Raw genomic sequence first — 21975 nt, forward strand, 5'->3', positions numbered from 1 at the left:
CGAGTTTACGAAACCCGGTAGGTCTCCAGGTGAATCGAGGTTTCGGTGCTGCTGATGCCCTTGATCAGCCGGACACGCTCCATGACCTTGGACAGGGCCTGCAGGTTCTCGGCGCGCAGCTCGGCCAGCAGGTCCCAGCGGCCATTGGTGTCATGCAGCGTGGCCACGCCGGGCTCGCCCAGCAGGCTGGCAATGACGGCCCGGCTCTGGTTGCCCTCCACGGCCACCGACATCCAGGCCTTGATCTCTTGGGGCTGGGCATCGGGGCGCAAGCGCACTGTGTAGCCCACGATCACGCCGGCGTTCTCCAGGCGGTGAATGCGGTTGGTCACGGTGCCGCGCGACACCCCCAGCTTGCCCGCCAGCGCCGCCACGCTCAGGCGCGCGTCGCGGCGCAACAAGGACAGCAACTGATGGTCCGTCTCATCCATTTCGCCATTTTAGAGTGGCGAAATGATAATTTTCTGGCTTATTTTGAACAAAACTGTGACTATGAATTGTGCGCCCAGGCCACCAGACTTGATGAGAACCCACTCAACCGGCCCATCTCATGAACAAGCACCTCAGCGTCCTCGCCGCCAGCCCCTTGGCCACCCCCTCGGCGACCTTCTCGGTCGCCGCCCGCCGCGAACCCGCCCGTGCCCCTGTGTTTCTGGACCCTGCGGCCGTGGCCGACATCGTGGCGGCCCGCGGCATCGCGGGCTGCCTTGAAGGGATGGCGCGGCTGATCGAGCAGGACTTCCTGCGCTGGCCCGACTTTGACAAATCGGCCCGCCTGGCTTGCCACTCCGAGCACGGCGTGATCGAACTCATGCCCATCGCCGACGCCACCACCTACACCTTCAAGTACGTCAACGGGCACCCCCGCAACACGGCGCGGGGCCTGTCCACCGTGATGGCGTTTGGCGTGCTGGCCGAGGTGGCCACGGGGCTGCCGCTGCTGGTCAGCGAGCTGACACTGACCACGGCGATGCGCACCGCCGCCACGTCCGCCATGGTCGCGCGCCATCTCGCGCGCCCGGACAGCCGCGTGATGGCCCTGATTGGCAACGGCGCGCAAAGCGAGTTCCAGGCGCTGGCGTTTCACCACCTGCTGGGCATCACCGAGATCCGCGTTTTTGACGTGGACGCGCAGGCCAGCGCCAGGCTGCTGCGCAACCTGCGCGGCCAGGCGGACGCCGCCGGGCTGCTCATCACGGTGTGCCGCAGTGCCGCCGAGGCCGTGCGCGGCGCCGACATCGTGACCACCGCCACGGCCGACAAGGCCCACGCGGCGATCATCACCCCCGACCTGCTGGCGCCCGGCATGCACCTGAACGCCATCGGCGGCGACTGCCCGGGCAAGACCGAGATCCATCCCGATGTGCTGCGCGTCGCCAAGGTGTTTGTGGAGTTTGAACCGCAGACCCGCGTGGAGGGCGACCTGCAGCAGATGCCTGCCGACTTTGCGGTGACCGAGTTCTGGCGCGTGCTGACCGGGCAAGCGGCCGGGCGCGACCACGCAGGGCAGATCACGATGTTCGATTCCGTGGGCTTTGCGCTCGAGGACTTCTCCGCGCTGCGCTACCTGCACAAAGCGGCCCGGGCGCTGGGCCTGGGCACCGCGCTGCCCCTGATCCCCTTGCTCGACGACCCCAAGGACCTGTACCGGCTGGTGCGCCGGCCACGTACCATGAGCGTTTTGCAGGCGGCAGCCTCATGAACACTTCAGCCTCCACTCCCACCGTGCGCCTGATCGGCGCGCCTACCGACATCGGGGCCGGCACCCGCGGCGCCAGCATGGGCCCAGAGGCGCTGCGCGTGGCGGGCATTGCACAGGCCATTGCACGGTACGGCCCGTCCGTCGAAGACCTGGGCAACCTGGCGGGGCCGGCCAATCCCTGGCAAAGCCCGCAGGGCGGCTTTCGCCACCTGCCGGAAGTGGTCGCCTGGAACGCGCTGGTCCACGACGCCGTGCACCAGGCACTGCAGGACGGGCGGCTGCCGGTGCTGCTGGGCGGCGACCATTGCCTGGCCGTGGGCTCCATCAGCGCCGTGGCGCGCCATTGCCGGGCACAAGGCAAAAAGCTGCGGGTGATCTGGCTCGATGCCCATGCCGACTTCAACACCGCCACGCTCACGCCCAGCGGCAACCTGCACGGCATGCCCGTGGCCTGCCTGTGCGGCCACGGGCCGCCGGCGCTCACCTCGCTGGCCGGCCACAGCCCCGCGCTGCAGGCCCGCCAGTTGCGCCACGTCGGCATCCGCAGCGTGGACGCGGGCGAAAAGCGCCTCGTGCACGAGATGGGCATCGATGTGTTCGACATGCGCTACATCGACGAGATGGGCATGCGCCACGCCATGGAACTGGCGCTGGCGCTGGTTGACGCCAACACCCACCTGCATGTGAGCCTGGATGTGGATTTTCTGGACCCCGAGATCGCACCGGGGGTCGGCACCACGGTGGCCGGCGGACCCACCTACCGGGAAGCGCAGCTGTGCATGGAAATGATTGCCGACACGGGCCGCATGGCGTCGCTGGACATCGTGGAGCTCAACCCCGCCTTTGACGTGCGCAACAAGACAGCCGAGCTGGCCGTGGACCTGGTCGAGACCCTGTTCGGCAAGACCACGCTGATGCGGGCCCGCCCGACCTAAACGCTGCGCACGGCGGCCAGGCGCCGCATGAGCTGCTGCACGATGTCGGTCTGCATGTCGCGGTACAGCAGCGCTTCCTCGGCCTCCTTGGCCAGCACGGCGGATTCGCTGAAGCTGATGTCGCGTTGTTGCAGGATCTCGGTCGGTGCGATCAGTTCCTTGCCGTCGCGCCCGCGCAGCTTGAAGCGAAAGCGCAGCCGCAGCTGGAATTCACGCACTTCCCCCGAGGCGTTGAGGCCCACCACCACCTTCTCGCGCTGTTCCTGCAGCACGTCCAGCAGCACCTCGGCGCTGTGGAGCTGCGCCGCGGGGACCACCTTCACCTTGCCGCCCGAGGCCATGCTGCGCCGCAGCTCGTTGCCCAGCGTCGAGCTCTCGGCCGCGCCGATGTAGATCGAGTCGAAAGCAAAGTCCGGCGCCTGGCGCAGCTGGAAGCCGCAGGCCGCCAGCGCCGCGGGGGCCACCAGGGTCAGGAGCAGGCGCCGCCGCATGCCTAGACCACCACGTTGACGAGACGACCGGGCACCACGATCACCTTCTTGGCGCGCGCGCCATCGGCCTGCTTGAGGAAGGCCTCGCTGGCCAGCGCAATCTGCTCGATCCGGGCCTTGTCGGCCTGGGCCGGGACCAGGATGGACCCGCGCAGCTTGCCATTGACCTGCAGCATCAGCTCGACCTCGTCCTGCACCAGCGCGGCCTCATCGACCTTCGGCCAGGGCGCGTCGAGCAGGTCGCCGTGCTGCGCCGCATAGCCCAGGGTGCGCCACAGCTCGTGCGCAAGGTGCGGCGTGGCCGGGTAGAGCACGCGCAGCAGGATGCCAAAGCCCTCGTGCACGGCCGCCGCGTCGCCCGCCGCCGTGCCGCCCTTGAACGCCTCCAGCGCATTGAGCAGCTTCATCGCGCCCGACACCACGGTGTTGTACTGCATGCGCTGGTAGTCATAGTCCACCTGGCGCAGCAGCGTGTGGATTTCAAAGCGCAAAGCCTGCGCTTCCTTGCCAAATGAGGCTGGAGTCCTTGCCTGGCGGCTACTTTCAGCTATGTTTTCCGTAGCAACGCGGACGCCGAAATTCCAGACCCGGCGCAGGAAGCGGTAGCTGCCTTCGAGCGCCGCGTCGTTCCACTCCAGCGTGGCCTCGGGCGGCGCCGTGAACATGGTGTACAGCCGCGCGGTGTCGGCGCCGTATTTCTCGATCAGCTCCTGCGGATCGACCCCGTTGTTCTTGGACTTGGACATGGTGGTCCAGCCTTCGTAGTGCACCGGCTGGCCGTCGGCGCGGGCCGTGGCGGAAATCACCTTGGCGTGCTCGTCGCGCACGATGTCAAGGTCGTGGGCCCAGTAATACTGCTTGCCGGCCTTCTCGCCCATGCGCACAAAGGCCTCATTGAGCACCATGCCCTGGGTGAGCAACCTGGTGAACGGCTCGTCGACCTTGACCAGCCCCAGGTCGCGCATCACCTTGGTCCAGAAGCGCGCGTACAGCAGGTGCAGGATGGCGTGCTCGATGCCGCCGATGTACTGGTCCATCGGCATCCAGTAATCGGCGCCACCGGCGACCATGGCCTGGTCATTGGCCGGATCGCAATAGCGCATGAAGTACCAGGACGAATCGACAAAGGTGTCCATGGTGTCCGTCTCGCGCCGCGCGGGCTTGCCGCACACCGGGCACTGGCAGGCCAGGAAATCCTCGCGCTTGTTCAGCGGGTTGCCCGAGCCGTCGGGCACGCAGTCCTGCGGCAGCACCACGGGCAGGTCCTTCTCGGGCACCGGCACCGCGCCATGTTCGTCGCAATGGATGATGGGAATGGGCGTGCCCCAGTAGCGCTGGCGGCTCACGCCCCAGTCGCGCAGGCGCCAGGTGGTCTTCTTCTCGCCCAGGCCCTTTTGCTGCAGGGCATGGGCCACGGCGTTCACCGCTTCCTGGTAGCCAAAGCCGCTGTAGATGTCGGAGTTGATGGTGACGCCGCGCTGCTTGTCGCCATACCAGTCCTGCCAGCGGTCGTAGTCGTAATGCTCGCCGTCCACATGCACCACCTGCATGATGGACAGGTCGTATTTTTTGGCAAAGGCAAAGTCGCGCTCGTCGTGCGCGGGCACGCCCATGACGGCACCGTCGCCATAGCTCATGAGCACGTAGTTGCCGACCCACAGGTCCACGGGCTCGCCGGTGAGCGGGTGCGTGACCTGCAGGCCGGTGGGCATGCCCTCTTTTTCGCGCAACGCCAGCTCGGCCTCGGTAGTGCCGCCCTTCCTGCAGTCCTCGATGAAGGCCGCAAGCTGCGGGTTGCCGGCCGCGGCATGCGTGGCCAGCGGATGCTCGGGCGCCACGGCGCAGAAGGTCACGCCCATGATGGTGTCGGCCCGCGTGGTGAAGACGTACATCCGCCCGTCGCCAATCAGCGCGCCCGATGCATCCTTGATGCCGTGGGTGAACGCGAAGCGCACGCCCTCGCTCTTGCCGATCCAGTTTTCCTGCATCAGCTTGACGCGCTCGGGCCAGCCGGGCAGCTTGTTGCTGACGCTGTCGAGCAGTTCCCCGGCGTAGTCGGTGATCTTGAGGTAGTAGCCGGGAATTTCGCGCTTCTCGACCTCGGCGCCGGTGCGCCAGCCCTTGCCGTCGATCACCTGTTCATTGGCCAGCACGGTCTGGTCCACCGGGTCCCAGTTGACCAGCTGGGTCTTGCGGTAGGCGATGCCCTTTTCCAGCATCTTGAGGAACAGCCACTGGTTCCACTTGTAGTAGCCCGGGTCACAGGTGGCCACCTCGCGCGACCAGTCGATGGCCAGCCCCATCGCCTGCATCTGCTTTTTCATGTAGGCGATGTTGTCGTAGGTCCACTTCGCGGGCGGCACCCCGTTCTTGATGGCGGCGTTCTCGGCCGGCAGGCCAAAGGCGTCCCAGCCCATGGGCATGAGCACGTTGTAGCCGCTCATGCGCAGGTAGCGCGTGAGCATGTCGTTGATGGTGTAGTTGCGCACATGGCCCATGTGCAGCTTGCCGCTGGGGTAGGGCAGCATGGAGCAGGCGTAGAACTTCTTCTTCGGCTGGCCGGCGGCATCCAGCGCGTGCTCGGTCACGCGATAGACATCGCGCGCGTTCCAGTCGGCGTGCGCGGCGCGCTCCACCTCGGTGTGGTTGTACTTCTCTTGCATGGATAGGGCTTGTCGCAAAGGGTTGGCGGCCCCGGGGGCCGCGCTGCACGGATTTTAGGCGCTGGTCCGGTTCAGCGCGCCGGGCCGCCCGCGGCGCCCGGCTCGGCCACAAAACCGATGCGGTTCAGGCCGGCCTTTTGCGCCACGCCCATGACTTCAACCACCTTGCCGTAAGGCACGCCCTCGTCGGCGCGCAGCTGGACCTCGGTGTCGGGGTTGCGGGCGGCCACCTCGCCCAGGCGGCGGGCCAGCTCGGCCAGGGTGGCGGGCTGGTCATTCAGGAACGCCCGGCCCGACTTGTCCACCACAAGGGTCACGAAACGCGGCGCCTCGCTGGCCGTGGCCGCGTCGCTGCGCGGCAGGTCCAGCCGGATCGAGCTGGCCAGCAGCGGCGCCGTGATGATGAAGATCACCACCAGCACCAGCATCACGTCGACCAGCGGCGTGACGTTGATCTCGCTCATGGGCTGGTGCCCGGGGGTCCGCTCAAGCCGCCCGAAAGCCATCTCAGTTTCCGGCTTCGCCAGCAACCATTGTGGAACCGGCTTCGCCGGGCAGCGGGTGGCGCCCCCCCGGGGGGGCCAGCAGCTCCCGCAGGTCGCGCGCGAAGCCCTCGAGGTCGGCCTCGATGCGGCCGATCAGCCGGCCATAGACGTTGTAGGCCAGCACCGCCGGGATGGCCACCGCGAGGCCCGCGGCGGTCATGATCAGCGCCTCGCCAACCGGCCCCGACACCTTGTCGATGGTGATCAGGCCGGCGCTCGCGATGCCGGTGAGCGCGTGGTAGATACCCCAGACCGTGCCCAGCAAGCCCACAAAGGGCGCCGTGGAGCCCACGGTGGCCAGCAGCACCTGGCCGAATTGCAGCTTGTCCAGCACGCGGTGCAGCGCATCGCGCAGCAGCCGCGTGAGTTGCTGCGGCCGGTCACCCGCGCCGGCCAGGGTGCCGCCGGTGTCCACGCGCGTGGCGTCGATCAGGGGCAGCACCAGCGCCTCGCGGTCGAAGGCCAGCACATTCTGGCGGGCCTGATCGAGCGCGGGCGACTGCCAGAACGCCGCGGTCGAACGGGCCACGTCCTGACCAGCCCGGCGCAGCAGCCAGGCTTTCCAGAGAATGACGACCCAGCTTGACACCGACATGGCCAGCAGCAGAAACGCCACGGCCCGGGTGATGGCGTCGCCTTGCGTCAGCAGGTCCAGCGCGTTCATGGAGCCAGGCTCAACGCAGGTTCAAAACGTCGAACATGTCGAACAGGCCGGTGCGGCGCCCCGAAAGGAAGCGCACCGCGCGCAGGCTGCCCTGGGCATAGTTGCTGCGGCTTGACGACTTGTGGGAGATTTCAATGCGCTCACCGGTGCCGGCGAACAGAACGGTGTGGTCGCCCACGATGTCGCCGCCACGGATGGCGGCAAAGCCGATGGACGAGGGGTCGCGCTCGCCCGTCACGCCCTCGCGCGCATAGACCGCGCAGTCCTTCAGGTCGCGGCCCAGGGCGCCGGCGATGACCTCGCCCATCTTGATCGCCGTGCCCGAGGGCGCATCGACCTTGTGGCGGTGATGGGCCTCGATAATTTCAATGTCGTAGCCCGTGGACAGGGCCCTGGCGGCCATCTCGAGCAGCTTGAGCGTGACGTTGACGCCCACGCTCATGTTGGGCGCGAACATCACCGCGATGTCCCGGGCCGCGTCGGAAATCCTGGCCTTCTGGTCGTCGCTGAACCCCGTGGTGCCAATCACGAGATTGACCCCCAGCTCGCGGCACAGGGCCAGGTGCGCCAGCGTGCCTTCGGGACGGGTGAAGTCGATCAGGACCTGGGCCTCCTGCAGCCCTGCCTTCAGGTCGGCCGTGATGGCCACGCCGCTGGTCTGGCCGAGAAAGGCGCAGGCATCCTTGCCGATGGCGGGGCTGGTGGGCAAATCGAGCGCCCCCGCGAGTTCGCAGTCATCCGAGGCGCGGATGGCCTCGATCAGCATCTGGCCCATGCGCCCCGATGCGCCGGCAACTGCCACTCTGTGCTTGTCCATGGCCGGGCCTCAGCGGGCGGGAGATTCGAGCGGCGGGTAGCTGGCGGGCAGCGGCGCGTTGGCGAAGGCGTCGGTGCCGGCCGCCGGCGCGGGGGACTTGGCCGCGAACGCCTTCAGGCTTTCCTCGGACGCTTCCAGCACCGGCACCTTGTTGCCGGCCTTGCGGCGGTCCAGCGTGGCCACGAACTCGGCCTCGCTGGGCATGGTGTCGCCCTCGAAGCGCTCCAGCACGTCCCCCTTGAAGAACAGCGCCAGCTTGCGCTCCTGCCTGTCGACGCCCTGGCGCCGCAAGGTGAACACGTAGTCCCAGCGGTCGGCGTGGAACAGGCTGGTCAGCAGCGGGGTGCCCAGGATGTCGCGCACCTGCAGCCGCGTCATGCCGGGCTTGAGCGCCTCGACCTGTTCGCTGGAGACAAAATTACCCTGCACCACCTCGACCTTGTAAGGGGTCAGGCGACCGGCAAAACCGCGCGTGGCGCTGTCAAAGCTGCCGCAGGCCGCCAGCGCCGCGCAGGCGGCCACGGTCACGCCCAGGCAGGCACGGCGGAGGGGAGATGCGGACATGGGTCAGGGTGTAGCGATATGATCGAACCATTGTAGCGGCTTGGTTCCGGCCGGCAGCCCCGCCCCTCCGCAGGAAAGACCCGCATGTCGAACATCGATGAACTCAAGAGCACCGGGCTCAAGGCCACGCTGCCGCGCCTGAAGATCCTGGACGTGTTCCAGAAGGGCGGCCAGCGCCACATGACCGCCGAGGACGTGTTCCGCGTGCTGCTCGAGGAGCGCTCCGATGTGGGCCTGGCCACGGTCTACCGCGTGCTCACGCAGTTCGAGCAGGCCGGCATCCTCAGCCGCAGCCATTTTGAAAGCGGCAAGGCCGTCTACGAGCTCAACGAGGGCCAGCACCATGACCATCTGGTCTGCACCTCGTGCGGCCGGGTCGAGGAGTTCTACGACGCCGAGATCGAGAAGCGGCAGCAGGTGGTCGCCAAGGCCAAGGGCTGGATCCTGCAGGACCACGCGATGTCGCTGTACGGCCTGTGCGGCAACTGCGCGCCGGCCAAGTAGCCCGGCCTCCCAGCCTGGCGCCTCAGAGGCCGTCGGGGTTCTGCTCCATCGCCTTGCGGTGGCGCTCCACGAAATCCTGGTAGGTGTCCACGCCGCGCAGCTGCAGGATGGTGTTGCGCACCGCCGCCTCCACCAGCACGGCGATGTTGCGGCCCGCCACCACCTGGATCACCGCCTTGCGCACCGGAATGCCCAGCACGTCCTGCGTCAGCGGCTCGTAGGGCAGCCGCTCGTACTCGCGCTCCAGCGTTTCGCGGCGCACCAGGTGCACGATCAGCTTCAGGCGCATCTTGCGGCGCACCGCCGTCTCGCCAAAGATGGCGCGGATGTCCAGCAGGCCGATGCCGCGCACCTCGAGCAGGTTCTGCAGCAGTTCGGGGCAACGGCCCTCGATGGTGGTCTGGTTGATGCGGTACAGGTCCACCGCATCGTCGGCCACGAGGCCGTTGCCGCGGGAGATCAGCTCCAGGCCCAGCTCGCTCTTGCCCAGCCCCGACTCGCCGGTGATCATCACGCCCAGGCCCAGGATGTCCATGAACACGCCATGCATCGACGTGCGGTCGGCGAAATGCTTGGACAGGTAGGCGCGCAGCACGTCGATCACGAAGGCCGACGATTCGTGCGTGGCGAACATCGGGATTTGCGCCCGCTCGCACATCGACATCAGCGCATCAGGCGCGGCCTGGCTGTCGGCCAGGATCAGCACGGGCGGCTCCAGCGTGACGATGCGCGCAATGCGCCGGGCACAGTCGTCCGGCGTGGCATTGGTCAGGTAGGCCACCTCGCGCTCGCCAAGGATCTGCACCCGGTAGGGGTGGATGTAGTTGAGGTAGCCCACCAGGTCGGCGCCCGATCGCGCGGCGCGGATGGCCACCTCGTCAAAACGGCGTTCCGAGGCGCCCAGACCGGCGATCCACTCCCAGCGCAACTGGGCGCGGTGGTCCTCGAACAGGACATCAGCACTGACAACGGTGGGTTTCATGCGGCGGGGCCCCAGCCCATGCGGGGCCGGCGGCGGGCATCAGGGAAGCGGCGCGGTCGCCCCGCGCAGGCGCGGCTCAGGCGGGCTGCGCTGACTGCCATGTGGCGATGGTGTTGTGCAGCAGGGCCGCATCCGTCGTCGCCTTGATCTTTTCGCGCAGCGGCGCGTCGCTGAGCAACTCTGCGATTTCCGAGAGGATTTCCAGGTGCTTTTGCGTGGCGGCTTCAGGAACCAGCAGGAAGATCAGCAGGCCCACGGGCTGCTCGTCGGGCGCATCAAAACCAATCGGCTGCGCCAGCCGGAACACCGCGGCCATGGGCGCCTTCAGGCCCTTGATGCGGCCATGGGGAATGGCCACGCCGTGGCCCAGACCGGTGGAACCGAGGCGCTCGCGGGCAAACAGGCTGTCGGTGATCAACGCGCGGCTCAGCCCATACAGGTTTTCAAACAGCAGGCCGGCTTCTTCGAAAGCACGCTTTTTGCTGGTGGCATCAACGCTCACCAAAACTTGAGCGGCAGGCAGGATGGACGCGAGACGGTTCATGGTCGGGTCACGATTATGCACCCCCGGGGGTGCAGTGCAACAAATTGTGTAACAGCGGGGACCGGCGAGCCATGGACATGAAAAAGCCGCCGGCGACCGGCGGCCTGGAAGAAAGGGTTGAGTGTGGCGCCTACATCAAACGCTTGGCGGCGCTGTGGTGGTGGTCCTGCAACCGGTCCTTGTGGCGCACGACCTGCCGGTCGAGCTTGTCGACGAGTTCATCGACGGCGGCATACAGGTCGGCATGCGAGCTTTCGGCGAACAGGTCGCTGCCCTTGACGTGTATGTTGCATTCGGCGCGTTGTCGTCGTTCTTTTTCCTTCTGTTTCTCCACTGTCAGCAGCACCTTGATGTCCACAACCTGGTCAAAGTGCCGGGTAATCCGATCGAGCTTGGTCTTGACGTAACTGTTCAATGCAGGGGTGATTTCGAGATGATGACCGCTGATCGTCAAATTCATGAGTAGCCTCCTGTGCGCTCTGGGTTGATACGGGCCGTCCTGACGGTCGAACGGCCTGCGGACTTGGATTCATGGAAGGTCAATCCACTATGCGCCCGATGCCCCCGAAAAGCAACGGGATTTCCGGCCCATCACGCTTCCAATCGCAACGGCCCGTGACGCACTTGCGCAAGTGATTGAAAAGGCTCAGGTTTTCCCGCGCCCTTGCGACGGGCCGACGATTGCCGCAGCGCGGCGCGGGGTCAAAAAGACACGCCGGCAGTTGCGGCCGGGTCAGGGGCCTTGGTACAGTTCGCCACCCCCATGAGCCTTGCCACCATCGTTCACGCAGGCCTGGTCCGCCCGGATCGGCCCTCCCACGCGCTGGTGCTGATGGGCGGTGGCGCCCGCACGGCCTACCAGGTGGGCGTGCTGCAGGCCCTGGCCGCCATGCTGCGGCTCAAGCCGACGGTGAACCAGACCTTCCCGTTCCAGGTGCTGGTGGGCACCTCGGCCGGCGCGCTCAATGCCGCCTACCTGGCAGGCACCGCCACCTCGGGCCTCGCGGCCTTTGACCAGTTGTCCCAGTTCTGGGGCCGCCTGCGCTCGGCCGACGTGTATTCGCTGCAGGTGTCGCCCTGGGTTCGCGCGAGCAAGTTCCTCGCGGCGCTCAACCTGTGGCGCAACATGCGCGGCATGGGCGCCATCCTCAACACCATGCCGCTGGTGGACACACTGCACCATGCCGTGTCGCTGCCCGGGATCGAGGAGGCGCTGCGCAGCAAGGCGCTGGATGCGGTGGCGGTCACGGCCTCCAGCTACAGCAGCGGCGTGCACTGGACCTTCTGCCACACCTCGGGCGATGCCCGCGCCCAGCCCTGGGACCGGCCCGGCCGGCGCGCCGAATTCCAGCCCCTGACCATCGAGCACCTGATGGCCTCCAGCGCCATCCCCTTCCTGTTTCCCGCGACGCCGCTGTGGGTGGACGGGCGGCGCGAGTACTTTGGCGATGGCTCGATGCGCCAGGTGTCGCCGCTGTCGCCGGCCATGCACCTGGGCGCGCACAAGGTCCTGGTGGTGGGGGTGGGCCAGCCCCAGCGATCCGGGTTCGCCGGCACCGGCGGGCCGGCGCAGCACGCCCCGACCATGGGCGGCATTGCGGGCCATGCCATGGCCAGCGTGTTCCACGACACCCTGCAGGCCGATGTGGAACAGGCCCAGCGCGTGACCCGCACCCTGCACCAGCTGCCCCGCGAAATCGCGGGCGTGCTGCCCTACCGCCCGGTCGAGGTGCTGGCCCTGCAGCCCAGCCAGTCGCTCGATGCGCTGGCGCAAGCCCATGCCGGTGAGCTGCCGCGGTCCATCCGCAACGCACTGGGTGGGCTGGGGGCGCTGCGCGGCGGCGGCGCCCTGGCCAGCTACCTGCTGTTCGAGCCCGGCTTTGTGCAGGCCCTGGTCGCGCTGGGCGAGCAGGACGCCTACGCGCGCAAGAGCGAGTTGCTGGCCTTCTTTTCCGCGCGCTAGTTGCGGCTGGCCCCGTCGCCAGCCGGCGGGGCGGTGCGATAATCGCAGCCTTGCCAGCACGGAGCACCACCTTGGAAAACTACCCCAGTCGGTAGCTTTCAACTCCCAGCACTGAACCGGGGGTTGAAAGCGGTACCTTCTTCCCCCTCGTCTCAGATGCCATCACCAATACGGGAGTGAGCCCATGCTCAACATCTTCACGCTCGCCAACGGCCGGCTCTTCCAGGAAGAGATCGAATCGCTGGAGGAGCTCTCGAAATTCCAGCCCATCTGGGTGGACCTGGAGTCCCCCACGCCCGAGGAAAAGCGCTGGATCAAGCAGTACTACGGCCTGTCCATTCCCGAGGACGCGATGGACGAGGACATCGAGGAGTCCGCCCGCTTCTACGAGGAAGACAACGGCGAACTGCACATCCGCAGCGACTTCCTGATCGCCGACGACGAGGAGCCGCGCACGGTGCGCGTGGCCTTCATCCTGAACCTCATGAACGACTCGCTCAAGAGCAAGGGCGTGCTGTTCTCCATCCACGACGAGGACGTGCCGGTGTTCCGGCTGCTGCGCCTGCGCGCGCGGCGCGCCCCCGGGCTGATCGAGGACGCCAAGGAGGTGCTGCTCAAGCTGTTTGACGCCGACGCCGAGTACTCCGCCGACACGCTGGAGGGCATCTACGACGAGCTTGAAAAGGTCAGCAAGCAGGTGCTGTCGGGCGACGTGACCGACGCGCTGGCCGGCGAGGTGCTGGGCGCGATCGCGCACCAGGAAGACTTGAACGGCCGCATCCGCCGCAACGTCATGGACACCCGCCGCGCCGTGAGCTTCATGATGCGCAGCCGCATGCTCACCGCCGAGCAGTTCGAGGAGGCGCGGCAGATCCTGCGCGACATCGAGTCGCTGGACAACCACACGGCCTTCCTGTTCGACAAGATCAACTTCCTGATGGACGCCACCGTCGGTTTCATCAACATCAACCAGAACAAGATCATCAAGATTTTCTCGGTGGCCAGCGTGGCGCTGCTGCCGCCCACGCTGATCGCGAGCCTGTACGGCATGAATTTCAGGTTCATGCCCGAGCTCAACTGGGCGCTGGGCTACCCGTATGCGCTCACGCTGATGGTGGCCAGTGCCGTGGTGCCCATGTGGTACTTCCGCAAGCGCGGCTGGCTCAAATAAAGCGCGTTTTCAAGCCAAAAAGGCCTGGAGTCCAATACCGGCGGCCACTGCGCGCTCTTCTTTTCATAGCAAACGGAGCAACCGGCTGGTGATGGCGGCCGAGTAGCCACTGGCCACCGCGCGGATGAAGCGCGGAAAGTCCACATGCGCCGCGTCATCGGCGCGGTCAGAGATGGTGCGCACCGCCGCGAACGGCACGCCGTAGTCGTGGCAGACCTGGGCGATGGCCGCGCCCTCCATTTCCACGGCGAGTGCATCGGGCAGCGCCTGCCGCAGCGCCGCGCTTTCCGACGTGGTGGCCACGAAGCGGTCGCCACTGAGCACCAGGCCGCGGTGCAGCCGCGGCGAGCGCAGCGCAAACTCGGCCACGGCATCGACGCCCAGCGCCGCCTGCGGATCGGCCAGCACCTGCGCCGCCGCCTGCGCGAGCAAGGCACTGAGGGCGCCATCGGTGTCAAAGCGGCTGCGGCCATACAGCGGAACCTCGTACTTCGGGAAGATCGGCGAGGCGTCCAGGTCGTGCTGCAGGAAGCTCTCGGCCAGCACCACATCGCCGACCTTCACGCCCTCGCCCAGCCCGCCGGCCACGCCGGTGAAGACAATCCGCTGAACCCCCAGGCGCTCCAGCAGCACCGTGGCCGTGGTGGCCGCGGCCACCTTGCCCACGCGCGACAGCACCACCACCACCTCGCGCCCTTCCAGGTGGCCCTGCCAGAATTCGCGCCCGGCAATCACCCGCTTGTGCTCGTCCGGCATCAGGGCCAGAACGGCGGCCAGTTCCTCGTGCATGGCGCTGACGATGGCCGTGGTCATGAGATGCTCCTTCCCAAAAAAACAAGCCCCGGCGCCGCAAGGCGCCGGGGCGCGCTGGCCCTCACGGGCCAGAGACAGCGGCGTTACTCCTTGATGTCCACGCCGTAGAAATTGTGGCGCCCGAACGGGCTGAGCTTGAAGTCAATGACTTCCTTGCGCACGGGCTTGAGCTGCACGGCGTGGGCGATGGTGAACCAGGGCGCCTGCTCCTTGAAGATCAGCTGGGCCTTCTTGTACAGCGCCTCGCGCTCGGACTGCTTGGAGACCGTCTTGGCCTTGAGGACCAGTTCCTCGAACGGCTGGTAGCAGAACTTGGCCACGTTGGAGCCGTTGCCCTTGGCCGACTCGCAACCCAGCAGGGTGTAGAGGAAGTTGTCCGGGTCGCCGTTGTCGCCGGTCCAGCCCAGCATGCCCATCTGGTGCTCGCCGGCCTGCATGCGCTTGCGGTACTCGCCCCACTCAAAGCTCTTGATCTCGGCCTTGACGCCGATCTTGGCCAGGTCGGCCTGCATCAGCTCGGCAATGCGCTTGGCATTGGGGTTGTAGGGGCGCTGCACCGGCATGGCCCACAGGTCGGTGGTCATGCCATCGGGGAAGCCCGCGGCGGCCAGCAGCTTCTTGGCCGCGGCGGGGTCATACGGGTCGTCCTTGACCGCGTCGTTGTACGACCACATCGTGGGCGGAATCGGGTTCTTGGCCGCCACGCCCGTGCTGAGGTACACGCCGTCGATGATGGCCTGCTTGTTGATGGCCATGCTCATGGCCTTGCGCACGCGCACATCGTCAAACGGCTTCTTCTGGGTGTTGAAGGCAAGGTAGCCCACATTCAGGCCGGCCTGCTCGAGCACCTGCACGTTCGGGTCCTTGCGGATGGCGTCCAGGTCGGCCGGGTTCGGGTAGGGCATGACATGGCATTCGCCCTTTTGCAGCTTGGCCCAGCGCACAGAGGCGTCGGGCGTGATCGAGTAGACGAGGTCGTCGATCTTGGCCTTGCCGCCCCAGTACTGCGGGAAGGCCTTGTAGCGGATCACGGCGTCCTTCTGGTACTGCACCAGGTAGAACGGGCCGGTGCCGATGGGCTCCTGGTCGATCTTCTCGGGCGTGCCGGCCTTGAGCATGGCGTCGGCGTACTCCTTGGACTGGACCGCGGCGTACGGCATGGCCAGGTTGGACAGGAAGGGCGCCTCGGGCTTCTCGAGCGTGATCTTGACGGTGTAGTCATCCACCTTCTCGACCGACTTGAGCAGCTTGGGCATGCCCATGTCGTTGAAGTAGGAGTGGTTGGGGCTGGTGACCTTGTAATACGGGTTGGCTTCCTTCCACTGGCGCTCGAAGCCGAAGATCACGTCGTCGGCGTTGAAGTCGCGCGTGGTCTTGAAGGCGCGGTGGCTGTGCCACTTCACGCCCTTGCGCAGGTGAAAGACATACTCCTTGCCGTCGGCGGAAATCTCCCACTTTTCGGCCAGGCCGGGCACCACGCGGGTGCCGCCGCGCTCGAACTCGACGATGCGGTTGTAGATGGGCTCGTTGCCGTCAAACGAGGTGCCCGTGGTGTTGATGCCGGGGTAGAAATTCTCGGGGCTGCCCTCCGAGCAGAACACCAGCGTCTTGGCGCCCACGCCCGCGGCGGCCGCCAGGGCCAGGACAGCGATCGCAACCTGTTTGCGACGGGGAATCAGCTTCATTTCAAAACTCCTGTGGAGAAGGTTAATTTGGGTGAGCGGAGCGTGACGCATTATTCGGGCCCACGGATTCGGGAAAACCCGATTCGAGAAATTGTGTGGAGAAGTGACATGCCACGAGCCGCTCATCCACCATTTGCGGCGCGGGTCGCTCCGCGTGGCAACGCGCCACGGCGTAGGGGCAGCGGGTCGAGAACACGCAGCCCGCGGGCGGGCTCAGCGGCGAAGGCAATTCGCCCTGCAGCACGATGCGCTGCACCGAACGAGGGCCCACGCCCGGCGTGGACGCCAGCAGCGCCTGGGTGTAGGGGTGCAGGGGGCGCGCGAATATCCGGCCCTTGGCGCCCTGCTCCATCACATGGCCCAGGTACATCACGAGCACGTCGTGCGCAATGTGGCGCACCACCGCCAGATCATGCGAAATGAACAGGTAAGCCAGCTTGAACTGCGCCTGCAGGTCGGCCAGCAGGTTCAGCACCTGCGCCTGGATCGACACATCCAGCGCCGACACCGGCTCGTCGGCCACCAGCAGCTTGGGGTTGAGCATGAGCGCGCGCGCGATCGCGATGCGCTGGCGCTGGCCGCCCGAGAACATGTGCGGGTAACGGTTGGCGTATTCGGGCCGCAAGCCCACCTGCACCAGCATGGCGCGGGAGCGCTCGGCACGCTCGGCCGCGCTGAGCCCCGTATTGATGCGCAGCGGGTCTTCCAGCACGGCGCTGACCTTCTTGCGCGGGTTCAGCGAACCATAGGGGTTCTGGAACACCAGCTGCACTGCCTGCCGCAGGCGGCGCCGGTCGGCCGCCGGGGTGTTGACCGCGTCGCTGCCGTCCAGCGAGAGGCTGCCCCCGGTGGGCTTCTCGATCAGCGAGACCATGCGCGCGAGCGTGGATTTGCCGCATCCTGATTCGCCCACCACCGCCAGCGTCTTGCCGGCCTCGATGCTGAACGACACGCCCCCCACGGCCTGCAGCTGCGCCGGCGCGCGCAGGAAACCGCGGCGGATGGCGTAGACGCGGCGCAGGTCGTGCGCTTCAACCACCACGGTCATGTCGCAACCTCCGACGCCTGGCCCGCCATCAACGGGCCGTCGCGCTCCCGGGACTCCTCGCGCTGCGGGTCGCCCAGCGGGTAATGGCAGCGGACCTGGCCGCCCTGCCAGGCCCGCAGCTCGGGGCGCAGGGCCTCGCAATGCGCGGTGGCATGGGCGCAGCGCGGCGCAAACAGGCAGCCCGCGGGCCGGTCAAACACCCCTGGCACCACACCGGGGATGGTGGCCAGCCGCCCACCCTCGGTCCCCCGCTCGGGCAGGGCCGAGAGCAGGGCCTCGGTGTAGGGGTGCTGCGGGCTGGCAAAGAGGTCGGCCACGGCCTGCTGCTCCACCACCTGGCCCGCGTACATCACCGCCACGCGCTGCGCCATCTCGCTGACCACGCCCATGTTGTGCGTGATCAGCACCAGCGCCATGCCGCGCTCCTTCTGCAGGCCGCGCAGCAGATCGAGAATCTGCGCCTGGATGGTCACGTCCAGCGCCGTGGTCGGCTCGTCGGCAATCAGCAGGCGCGGATTGCAGGCAATCGCCATGGCAATCATCACGCGCTGGTTCATGCCGCCCGACATCTGGTGCGGGTAGTCATTGAGCCGGCTCGCGGCGGCCGGAATGCCCACCTGCTCCAGCAGCTCAATGGCCTGGCGCCGGGCACCGGCCTTGTCCAGCGGCAGGTGCAGGCGCAGCGTCTCCATCAGCTGGTAGCCCACCGTGAAACAGGGGTTCAGGCTGGTGGTGGGCTCCTGGAAGATCATGGCCAGGTCCTTGCCGACGAGACGGCGGCGCTCCCTATCGCTGAGCGCCAGCAGGTCGTGGCCCGCGAAGCGCAGTGTTTTGGCTCGCACCCGGCCCGGGTAGCCGATCAGCCCCATAAGCGCCATCATGGTCACGCTCTTGCCCGAACCCGATTCGCCCACCACGCCCAGCACCTCGCCCTCGGCAAGGGTCAGGCTGACGCCCTCCACCGCATGCATCACACGGCCCTGCGTGGGGAATTCCACGTAGAGGTCTTCGATTTCCAGCAGGGGGGGATTCATCGCTTCAGTTTCGGGTCCAGCGCATCGCGCAGGCCGTCGCCCATGAGGTTGAAGGCCAGCACCGCCAGCAGGATGGCCAGGCCCGGGAAGGTGACGACCCACCAGGCGCGCAGCACGAATTCGCGCGCATCGGCCAGCATGGTGCCCCACTCGGGAGAAGGCGGCTGCGCCCCCAGGCCCAGAAAGCCCAGCGCCGCGGCATCAAGGATGGCGGTGGACACGCCCAGCGAGGCCTGCACGATCAGCGGCGCCGCGCAATTGGGCAGCACCTCGCTGAACATCAGGCGCAGCGTGCCCGCGCCGCTGATGCGCGCCGCGGTCACGTAGTCCCGCGAGACCTCGGCGATCACGGCGGCGCGGGTGATGCGCACGTAGTGCGGCAGCACCACCACGGCCACGGCCAGCATGGCATTCATCAGGCCCGGGCCGAGGATGGCCACGATCACAATCGCCAGCAACAGGCTGGGCAGGGTCAGGATGATGTCCATGATGCGCATGATGGCGATCTCGGTCACGCCGCGCGCGAAGCCCGCCACCAGCCCCAGCGCAATGCCGGCCGCCACCGAAATCAACACCACCGCCAGCCCGATCGACAGCGACAGCCGCGCGCCATGGATCAGGCGCGAGAGGATGTCGCGGCCGATGGCGTCGGTGCCCAGCAGGTACTCGGCCGAGCCACCAGCCTGCCAGGCCGGCGGCTTGAGGAACACCGCGCTGTTGGTCTGGTCGGGCAGATGCGGCGCCAGCCAGGGCGCAAACAGTGCCACCAGCAGCAGCGAAACCACCACCACCAGACCCGCCACCGCCCCCTTGTTGGCCGAGAAGGCAATCCAGAACTCGCGCAGCGGCCCGGGCGGTGCGTCGGAGTGGCCCAGCCCTTCGAGGGCAACCGCGGAACCGGCTTCGCCGGGCCGCTGGTTGCGCCCCCTTGAGGGGGAGTCGCCGGAGGCGCTTCGGGGAGGAGTCATCTTCTGATGCGGGGGTTGATGATGCCGTAGGTCAGGTCCACCAGCAGGTTGACCACCATGACCACCACGCCCAGCAGCAGCATGCCGCCCTGCAGCACCGGGTAGTCGCGCCGGTTGATGGCCTCGATCAGCCACTTGCCCACGCCGGGCCAGGAAAAGATGGTCTCGGTCAGGATGGCGCCAGTGAACAGCACTCCCACCTGCAGCCCGATCACGGTGACCACCGGGATCAGCGCATTGCGCAGCGCGTGCACGCCCACCACGCGCAGCGGCGGCAGCCCCTTGGCCCGGGCCGTGCGGATGTAGTCCTCGCCCAGCACCTCGAGCATGGCCGAGCGCGTCATGCGCGCCACCACCGCCAGCGGGTTGGTGCCCAGCACAATGGTGGGCAGGATCAAATGCTTCACGGTGGACCAGAAGGCCCCCTTGTCGCCGGAGATCAGCGAGTCAATGAGCAGGAAACCCGTGGTCGGCTCGATGAAGTACTGCACCGAGATGCGGCCCGACACCGGCGTCCAGCCCAGCTGCACCGAAAAGAACAGGATCAGCAGCAGGCCCCACCAGAAGATGGGCATGGAGTAGCCGGTGAGCGAGGTCGCCATGACACCGTGGTCGAACACCGAATTGCGCTTGACCGCGGCAATGATCCCGGCCGGGATGCCCAGCAGCAGCGCGAACAGGATGGCGCACAGCGCCAGCTCGATGGTGGCCGGGAACAGCGTCAGGAACTCGCGGATCACCGGCGTCTGGGTGATGATGGACTTGCCCAGGTCGCCCTGCAGCACGCGCCCGATGTAGATGCCGTACTGCACCAGCACGGGCTTGTCCAGGCCGTATGCCTTGAGCAGCGTCGCGTGCCGTTCGGCGTCGATGCCGCGCTCGCCCGCCAGCGTTTCGATCGGGTCCCCCGGCACCAGCCGGATCAGGAAGAACGCCAGCAGCGTCATCCCGAAGAATGTCGGGATGACCAGCGAAAGCCGCGTCAGGATGAAACGGAACATGGCGCCGTCATGCAAGAAAAGGGCCCGGACATGTCACACGCCGCAGCGCACCAAGCCTGCCGTGTTACTTCTTGTCGCGCAGTTCACGGCGCAGGATCTTGCCCACGGGGGTCTTGGGCAGGTCGGTGCGGAACTCCACGATCTTGGGCTGCTTGTAACCCGTGAGGTTGGCCTTGCAATAGTCGCGCACCTGCGCCTCGGTCAGGTCAGGGTTCTTCTTGACGATGACGAGCTTGACAGCCTCGCCCGACTTGTCGTCGGCCACGCCCACCGCGGCGCATTCCAGGACGCCCTCGAGCCTGGCCACCACGTCTTCCACCTCGTTGGGGTAGACGTTGAAGCCGCTGACCAGGATCATGTCCTTCTTGCGGTCCACGATCTTGAAGAAGCCATGCTCGTCCATGGTGCCGATGTCACCGGACTTGAAGAAACCGTCAGGCGTCATGACCTTGGCGGTCTCATCGGGGCGCTGCCAGTAGCCGGCCATGACCTGCGGGCCCTTGATGGCGATTTCACCGGGCTGGCCCATGGGCACTTCGTTGCCGTCATCGTCCAGCAGCTTGAACCAGGTGCTGGGCAGCGGCACGCCGATGGTGCCTGTGTACTCGGTGCTGGTGGTCGGGTTGCAGCTGGCCGACGGGCTGGTCTCGGACAGGCCATAGCCCTCGCAGATCGGGCAGCCGGTCTTGTCCAGCCAGAGCTTGGCCACGGCGCCCTGCACCGCCATGCCACCGCCCACCGAGATCTTCAGGTGGCTCCAGTCCACGGTGTTGAAGTCCGGGTGGTTGGCCAGGCCGTTGAACAGCGTGTTGACCGCGGGGAAGCTGTGGATGGTGTGCTTGGACAGCTCCTTGAGCACGGCCGGCAGGTCACGCGGGTTGGGAATCAGGATGAGCTTGCCGCCCGTGCGCACGGACAGCATCATGCCCACCGTGAACGCGAAGATGTGGTACAGCGGCAGCGCGCAGACGCTGGTGGACTGTTCGCCGGCCGGCACCTTCTTCATGACCGGCTCGTTCCAGGCCTCGGACTGCAGCACGTTGGCGATCACATTGCGGTGCAGCAGCACCGCGCCCTTGGACACGCCCGTGGTGCCGCCGGTGTACTGCAGCACGGCGACGTCATCGGCCACCAGCACCGGCTTCTTGAGCGAGCCGCGTGTGCCCTGGGCCACGGCGTCGTTGAAGCGCACCGCGCCCGGCAGGCTGTAGGCCGGCACCATCTTCTTGACGTTGCGCACCACGTAGTTGACCAGGGCGCCCTTGAGCAGGCCCAGCTGGTCGCCCATGGCGCACAGCACCACATGCTTGACCGGCGTGGCGGCAATGCACTGCTCCAGCGTGGCCGCGAAGTTCTCGATGATGACGATGGCCCTGGCGCCCGAGTCCTTGAGCTGGTGCTCCAGTTCGCGCGGGGTGTACAGCGGGTTGACATTGACCACCACGTAGCCGGCGCGCAGGATGGCGGCCACCGCCACCGGGTACTGCGGCACATTGGGCATCATGATGGCCACGCGGTCGCCCTTGGCCAGGCCCAGCCCCTGCAGGTAAGCCGCCAGGGCCCGGCTCAGCGAGTCGGTCTGCCCGAAGGTCACGTCCTTGCCCATGAAGCTGTAGGCGACGCGGTCCGAATATTTCTGGAAGCTTTCCTCCATCAACCCCACCAGCGAGCCATAGGCCGAAGGGTCGATGTCGGCGGGAACACCCGGGGGATAGGCGCCAAGCCAGGGACGGTCACTCATTTGTCTTCTCCAGTCGATCTCAATACGTTTCAAGCTGGCGGATTGTGTCGTGATGAAGCCAGTGGGGTTACTGTGTTTTCCCTATGAAATTGAAGAGTGGGCGCTCTAGACGAGCGCGTGGCGCGGTCCGCCGGCCGCGT

General features: G+C 66.9%; 22 protein-coding genes. 5 read left to right on the top strand and 17 right to left on the bottom strand.

Annotation, left to right across the window (positions count from 1 at the left end):
• Positions 1-5: 5 nt before the first annotated feature.
• Positions 6-431 carry an Lrp/AsnC family transcriptional regulator gene (locus KF796_00775; protein MBX3585146.1) on the bottom strand — a complete coding sequence of 142 codons (426 nt, stop codon included), beginning with the start codon at positions 429-431 and terminating at the stop codon, positions 6-8.
• Positions 432-550: 119 nt separating this feature from the next.
• On the opposite strand from KF796_00775, the gene KF796_00780 reads away from it, so the two are divergent.
• Complete coding sequence (locus tag KF796_00780; GenBank protein MBX3585147.1) at positions 551-1702, top strand: ornithine cyclodeaminase; 1152 nt, start codon at positions 551-553, stop codon at positions 1700-1702.
• Positions 1699-2637: an arginase gene (gene rocF / locus KF796_00785; GenBank protein ID MBX3585148.1), complete on the top strand. Its 939-nt coding sequence runs from the start codon at positions 1699-1701 to the stop codon at positions 2635-2637. The genes KF796_00780 and rocF overlap by 4 nt, the downstream gene beginning before the upstream one ends.
• Here the strand turns inward: rocF and KF796_00790 are convergent.
• From KF796_00790 to KF796_00815, 6 genes are all read right to left on the bottom strand, one after another.
• Positions 2634-3128 carry a hypothetical protein gene (locus tag KF796_00790; GenBank protein MBX3585149.1) on the bottom strand — a complete coding sequence of 165 codons (495 nt, stop codon included), beginning with the start codon at positions 3126-3128 and terminating at the stop codon, positions 2634-2636. The two genes, rocF and KF796_00790, sit on opposite strands and share 4 nt — an antisense overlap.
• A gap of 2 nt (positions 3129-3130) precedes the next feature.
• On the bottom strand, positions 3131-5791 hold the full coding sequence (gene leuS / locus KF796_00795; protein ID MBX3585150.1) for a leucine--tRNA ligase: 2661 nt from the start codon (positions 5789-5791) through the stop codon (positions 3131-3133).
• Positions 5792-5862: 71 nt separating this feature from the next.
• Positions 5863-6297, bottom strand: a complete 435-nt coding sequence (locus KF796_00800; GenBank protein MBX3585151.1) for a biopolymer transporter ExbD — start codon at positions 6295-6297, stop codon at positions 5863-5865.
• Between the two features lies 1 nt (position 6298).
• Entirely contained in the window at positions 6299-7000 is a 702-nt protein-coding gene (locus KF796_00805; protein ID MBX3585152.1) for a MotA/TolQ/ExbB proton channel family protein, read from the bottom strand.
• Between the two features lie 10 nt (positions 7001-7010).
• Positions 7011-7817, bottom strand: a complete 807-nt coding sequence (gene dapB, locus KF796_00810; protein ID MBX3585153.1) for a 4-hydroxy-tetrahydrodipicolinate reductase — start codon at positions 7815-7817, stop codon at positions 7011-7013.
• A gap of 9 nt (positions 7818-7826) precedes the next feature.
• A complete protein-coding gene (locus KF796_00815) occupies positions 7827-8381 on the bottom strand; it encodes an outer membrane protein assembly factor BamE (protein MBX3585154.1) in 555 nt (184 codons plus the stop codon).
• An 84-nt stretch (positions 8382-8465) separates the two neighbouring features.
• On the opposite strand from KF796_00815, the gene fur reads away from it, so the two are divergent.
• Positions 8466-8885, top strand: coding sequence for a ferric iron uptake transcriptional regulator (fur, locus tag KF796_00820; GenBank protein ID MBX3585155.1), 420 nt, complete (start codon positions 8466-8468; stop codon positions 8883-8885).
• A 22-nt stretch (positions 8886-8907) separates the two neighbouring features.
• On the opposite strand, the gene KF796_00825 is transcribed toward fur, so the two are convergent.
• The 3 genes from KF796_00825 to raiA all read right to left on the bottom strand — a co-directional run bounded on the left by KF796_00825 (position 8908) and on the right by raiA (position 10871).
• Entirely contained in the window at positions 8908-9867 is a 960-nt protein-coding gene (locus tag KF796_00825) for an HPr kinase/phosphorylase (protein MBX3585156.1), read from the bottom strand.
• Between the two features lie 76 nt (positions 9868-9943).
• Positions 9944-10411 (bottom strand): PTS sugar transporter subunit IIA, encoded by a 468-nt coding sequence (locus tag KF796_00830; GenBank protein MBX3585157.1) that lies wholly within the window; start codon positions 10409-10411, stop codon positions 9944-9946.
• Positions 10412-10541: 130 nt separating this feature from the next.
• Entirely contained in the window at positions 10542-10871 is a 330-nt protein-coding gene (gene raiA, locus KF796_00835; GenBank protein MBX3585158.1) for a ribosome-associated translation inhibitor RaiA, read from the bottom strand.
• A gap of 303 nt (positions 10872-11174) precedes the next feature.
• Between raiA and KF796_00840 the strand changes: the two genes are divergently transcribed.
• Positions 11175-12374, top strand: coding sequence for a patatin-like phospholipase family protein (locus tag KF796_00840; GenBank protein ID MBX3585159.1), 1200 nt, complete (start codon positions 11175-11177; stop codon positions 12372-12374).
• 184 nt (positions 12375-12558) lie between these two features.
• A complete protein-coding gene (corA, locus tag KF796_00845) occupies positions 12559-13545 on the top strand; it encodes a magnesium/cobalt transporter CorA (GenBank protein MBX3585160.1) in 987 nt (328 codons plus the stop codon).
• A gap of 63 nt (positions 13546-13608) precedes the next feature.
• Here corA and KF796_00850 read toward each other — a convergent pair whose 3' ends face one another.
• From KF796_00850 to KF796_00880, 7 genes are all read right to left on the bottom strand, one after another.
• Positions 13609-14358 (bottom strand): 5'-methylthioadenosine/adenosylhomocysteine nucleosidase, encoded by a 750-nt coding sequence (locus KF796_00850; GenBank protein ID MBX3585161.1) that lies wholly within the window; start codon positions 14356-14358, stop codon positions 13609-13611.
• 83 nt (positions 14359-14441) lie between these two features.
• Positions 14442-16043, bottom strand: a complete 1602-nt coding sequence (locus KF796_00855; GenBank protein ID MBX3585162.1) for an ABC transporter substrate-binding protein — start codon at positions 16041-16043, stop codon at positions 14442-14444.
• 22 nt (positions 16044-16065) lie between these two features.
• A complete protein-coding gene (locus KF796_00860) occupies positions 16066-17091 on the bottom strand; it encodes a dipeptide ABC transporter ATP-binding protein (protein ID MBX3585163.1) in 1026 nt (341 codons plus the stop codon).
• Positions 17088-18125, bottom strand: a complete 1038-nt coding sequence (locus KF796_00865; GenBank protein ID MBX3585164.1) for an ABC transporter ATP-binding protein — start codon at positions 18123-18125, stop codon at positions 17088-17090. The genes KF796_00860 and KF796_00865 overlap by 4 nt, the downstream gene beginning before the upstream one ends.
• Entirely contained in the window at positions 18122-19093 is a 972-nt protein-coding gene (locus KF796_00870) for an ABC transporter permease subunit (GenBank protein MBX3585165.1), read from the bottom strand. Before KF796_00870 ends, KF796_00865 begins: the two co-directional genes overlap by 4 nt.
• The gene (locus KF796_00875) at positions 19090-20094 is read right to left on the bottom strand and encodes an ABC transporter permease subunit (GenBank protein ID MBX3585166.1); all 1005 of its coding nucleotides are present in this window, start codon (positions 20092-20094) and stop codon (positions 19090-19092) included. Before KF796_00875 ends, KF796_00870 begins: the two co-directional genes overlap by 4 nt.
• A 64-nt stretch (positions 20095-20158) precedes the next feature.
• Positions 20159-21835 (bottom strand): long-chain-fatty-acid--CoA ligase, encoded by a 1677-nt coding sequence (locus KF796_00880; protein MBX3585167.1) that lies wholly within the window; start codon positions 21833-21835, stop codon positions 20159-20161.
• Between the last annotated feature and the right edge of the window lie 140 nt (positions 21836-21975).

Origin of the sequence: Ramlibacter sp. (genome assembly GCA_019635435.1) — a bacterium.
In the GTDB taxonomy this organism is placed as follows: domain Bacteria; phylum Pseudomonadota; class Gammaproteobacteria; order Burkholderiales; family Burkholderiaceae_C; genus JAHBZM01.

What these genes read in the sequence shown, in the direction of transcription:
- KF796_00775 (MBX3585146.1), bottom strand. Translation starts at nt 431, where the DNA reads ATGGATGAGACGGACCATCAGTTGCTGTCCTTGTTGCGCCGCGACGCG.
- KF796_00780 (MBX3585147.1), top strand. Translation starts at nt 551, where the DNA reads ATGAACAAGCACCTCAGCGTCCTCGCCGCCAGCCCCTTGGCCACCCCC.
- rocF (MBX3585148.1), top strand. Translation starts at nt 1,699, where the DNA reads ATGAACACTTCAGCCTCCACTCCCACCGTGCGCCTGATCGGCGCGCCT.
- KF796_00790 (MBX3585149.1), bottom strand. Translation starts at nt 3,128, where the DNA reads ATGCGGCGGCGCCTGCTCCTGACCCTGGTGGCCCCCGCGGCGCTGGCG.
- leuS (MBX3585150.1), bottom strand. Translation starts at nt 5,791, where the DNA reads ATGCAAGAGAAGTACAACCACACCGAGGTGGAGCGCGCCGCGCACGCC.
- KF796_00800 (MBX3585151.1), bottom strand. Translation starts at nt 6,297, where the DNA reads ATGGCTTTCGGGCGGCTTGAGCGGACCCCCGGGCACCAGCCCATGAGC.
- KF796_00805 (MBX3585152.1), bottom strand. Translation starts at nt 7,000, where the DNA reads ATGAACGCGCTGGACCTGCTGACGCAAGGCGACGCCATCACCCGGGCC.
- dapB (MBX3585153.1), bottom strand. Translation starts at nt 7,817, where the DNA reads ATGGACAAGCACAGAGTGGCAGTTGCCGGCGCATCGGGGCGCATGGGC.
- KF796_00815 (MBX3585154.1), bottom strand. Translation starts at nt 8,381, where the DNA reads ATGTCCGCATCTCCCCTCCGCCGTGCCTGCCTGGGCGTGACCGTGGCC.
- fur (MBX3585155.1), top strand. Translation starts at nt 8,466, where the DNA reads ATGTCGAACATCGATGAACTCAAGAGCACCGGGCTCAAGGCCACGCTG.
- KF796_00825 (MBX3585156.1), bottom strand. Translation starts at nt 9,867, where the DNA reads ATGAAACCCACCGTTGTCAGTGCTGATGTCCTGTTCGAGGACCACCGC.
- KF796_00830 (MBX3585157.1), bottom strand. Translation starts at nt 10,411, where the DNA reads ATGAACCGTCTCGCGTCCATCCTGCCTGCCGCTCAAGTTTTGGTGAGC.
- raiA (MBX3585158.1), bottom strand. Translation starts at nt 10,871, where the DNA reads ATGAATTTGACGATCAGCGGTCATCATCTCGAAATCACCCCTGCATTG.
- KF796_00840 (MBX3585159.1), top strand. Translation starts at nt 11,175, where the DNA reads ATGAGCCTTGCCACCATCGTTCACGCAGGCCTGGTCCGCCCGGATCGG.
- corA (MBX3585160.1), top strand. Translation starts at nt 12,559, where the DNA reads ATGCTCAACATCTTCACGCTCGCCAACGGCCGGCTCTTCCAGGAAGAG.
- KF796_00850 (MBX3585161.1), bottom strand. Translation starts at nt 14,358, where the DNA reads ATGACCACGGCCATCGTCAGCGCCATGCACGAGGAACTGGCCGCCGTT.
- KF796_00855 (MBX3585162.1), bottom strand. Translation starts at nt 16,043, where the DNA reads ATGAAGCTGATTCCCCGTCGCAAACAGGTTGCGATCGCTGTCCTGGCC.
- KF796_00860 (MBX3585163.1), bottom strand. Translation starts at nt 17,091, where the DNA reads ATGACCGTGGTGGTTGAAGCGCACGACCTGCGCCGCGTCTACGCCATC.
- KF796_00865 (MBX3585164.1), bottom strand. Translation starts at nt 18,125, where the DNA reads ATGAATCCCCCCCTGCTGGAAATCGAAGACCTCTACGTGGAATTCCCC.
- KF796_00870 (MBX3585165.1), bottom strand. Translation starts at nt 19,093, where the DNA reads ATGACTCCTCCCCGAAGCGCCTCCGGCGACTCCCCCTCAAGGGGGCGC.
- KF796_00875 (MBX3585166.1), bottom strand. Translation starts at nt 20,094, where the DNA reads ATGTTCCGTTTCATCCTGACGCGGCTTTCGCTGGTCATCCCGACATTC.
- KF796_00880 (MBX3585167.1), bottom strand. Translation starts at nt 21,835, where the DNA reads ATGAGTGACCGTCCCTGGCTTGGCGCCTATCCCCCGGGTGTTCCCGCC.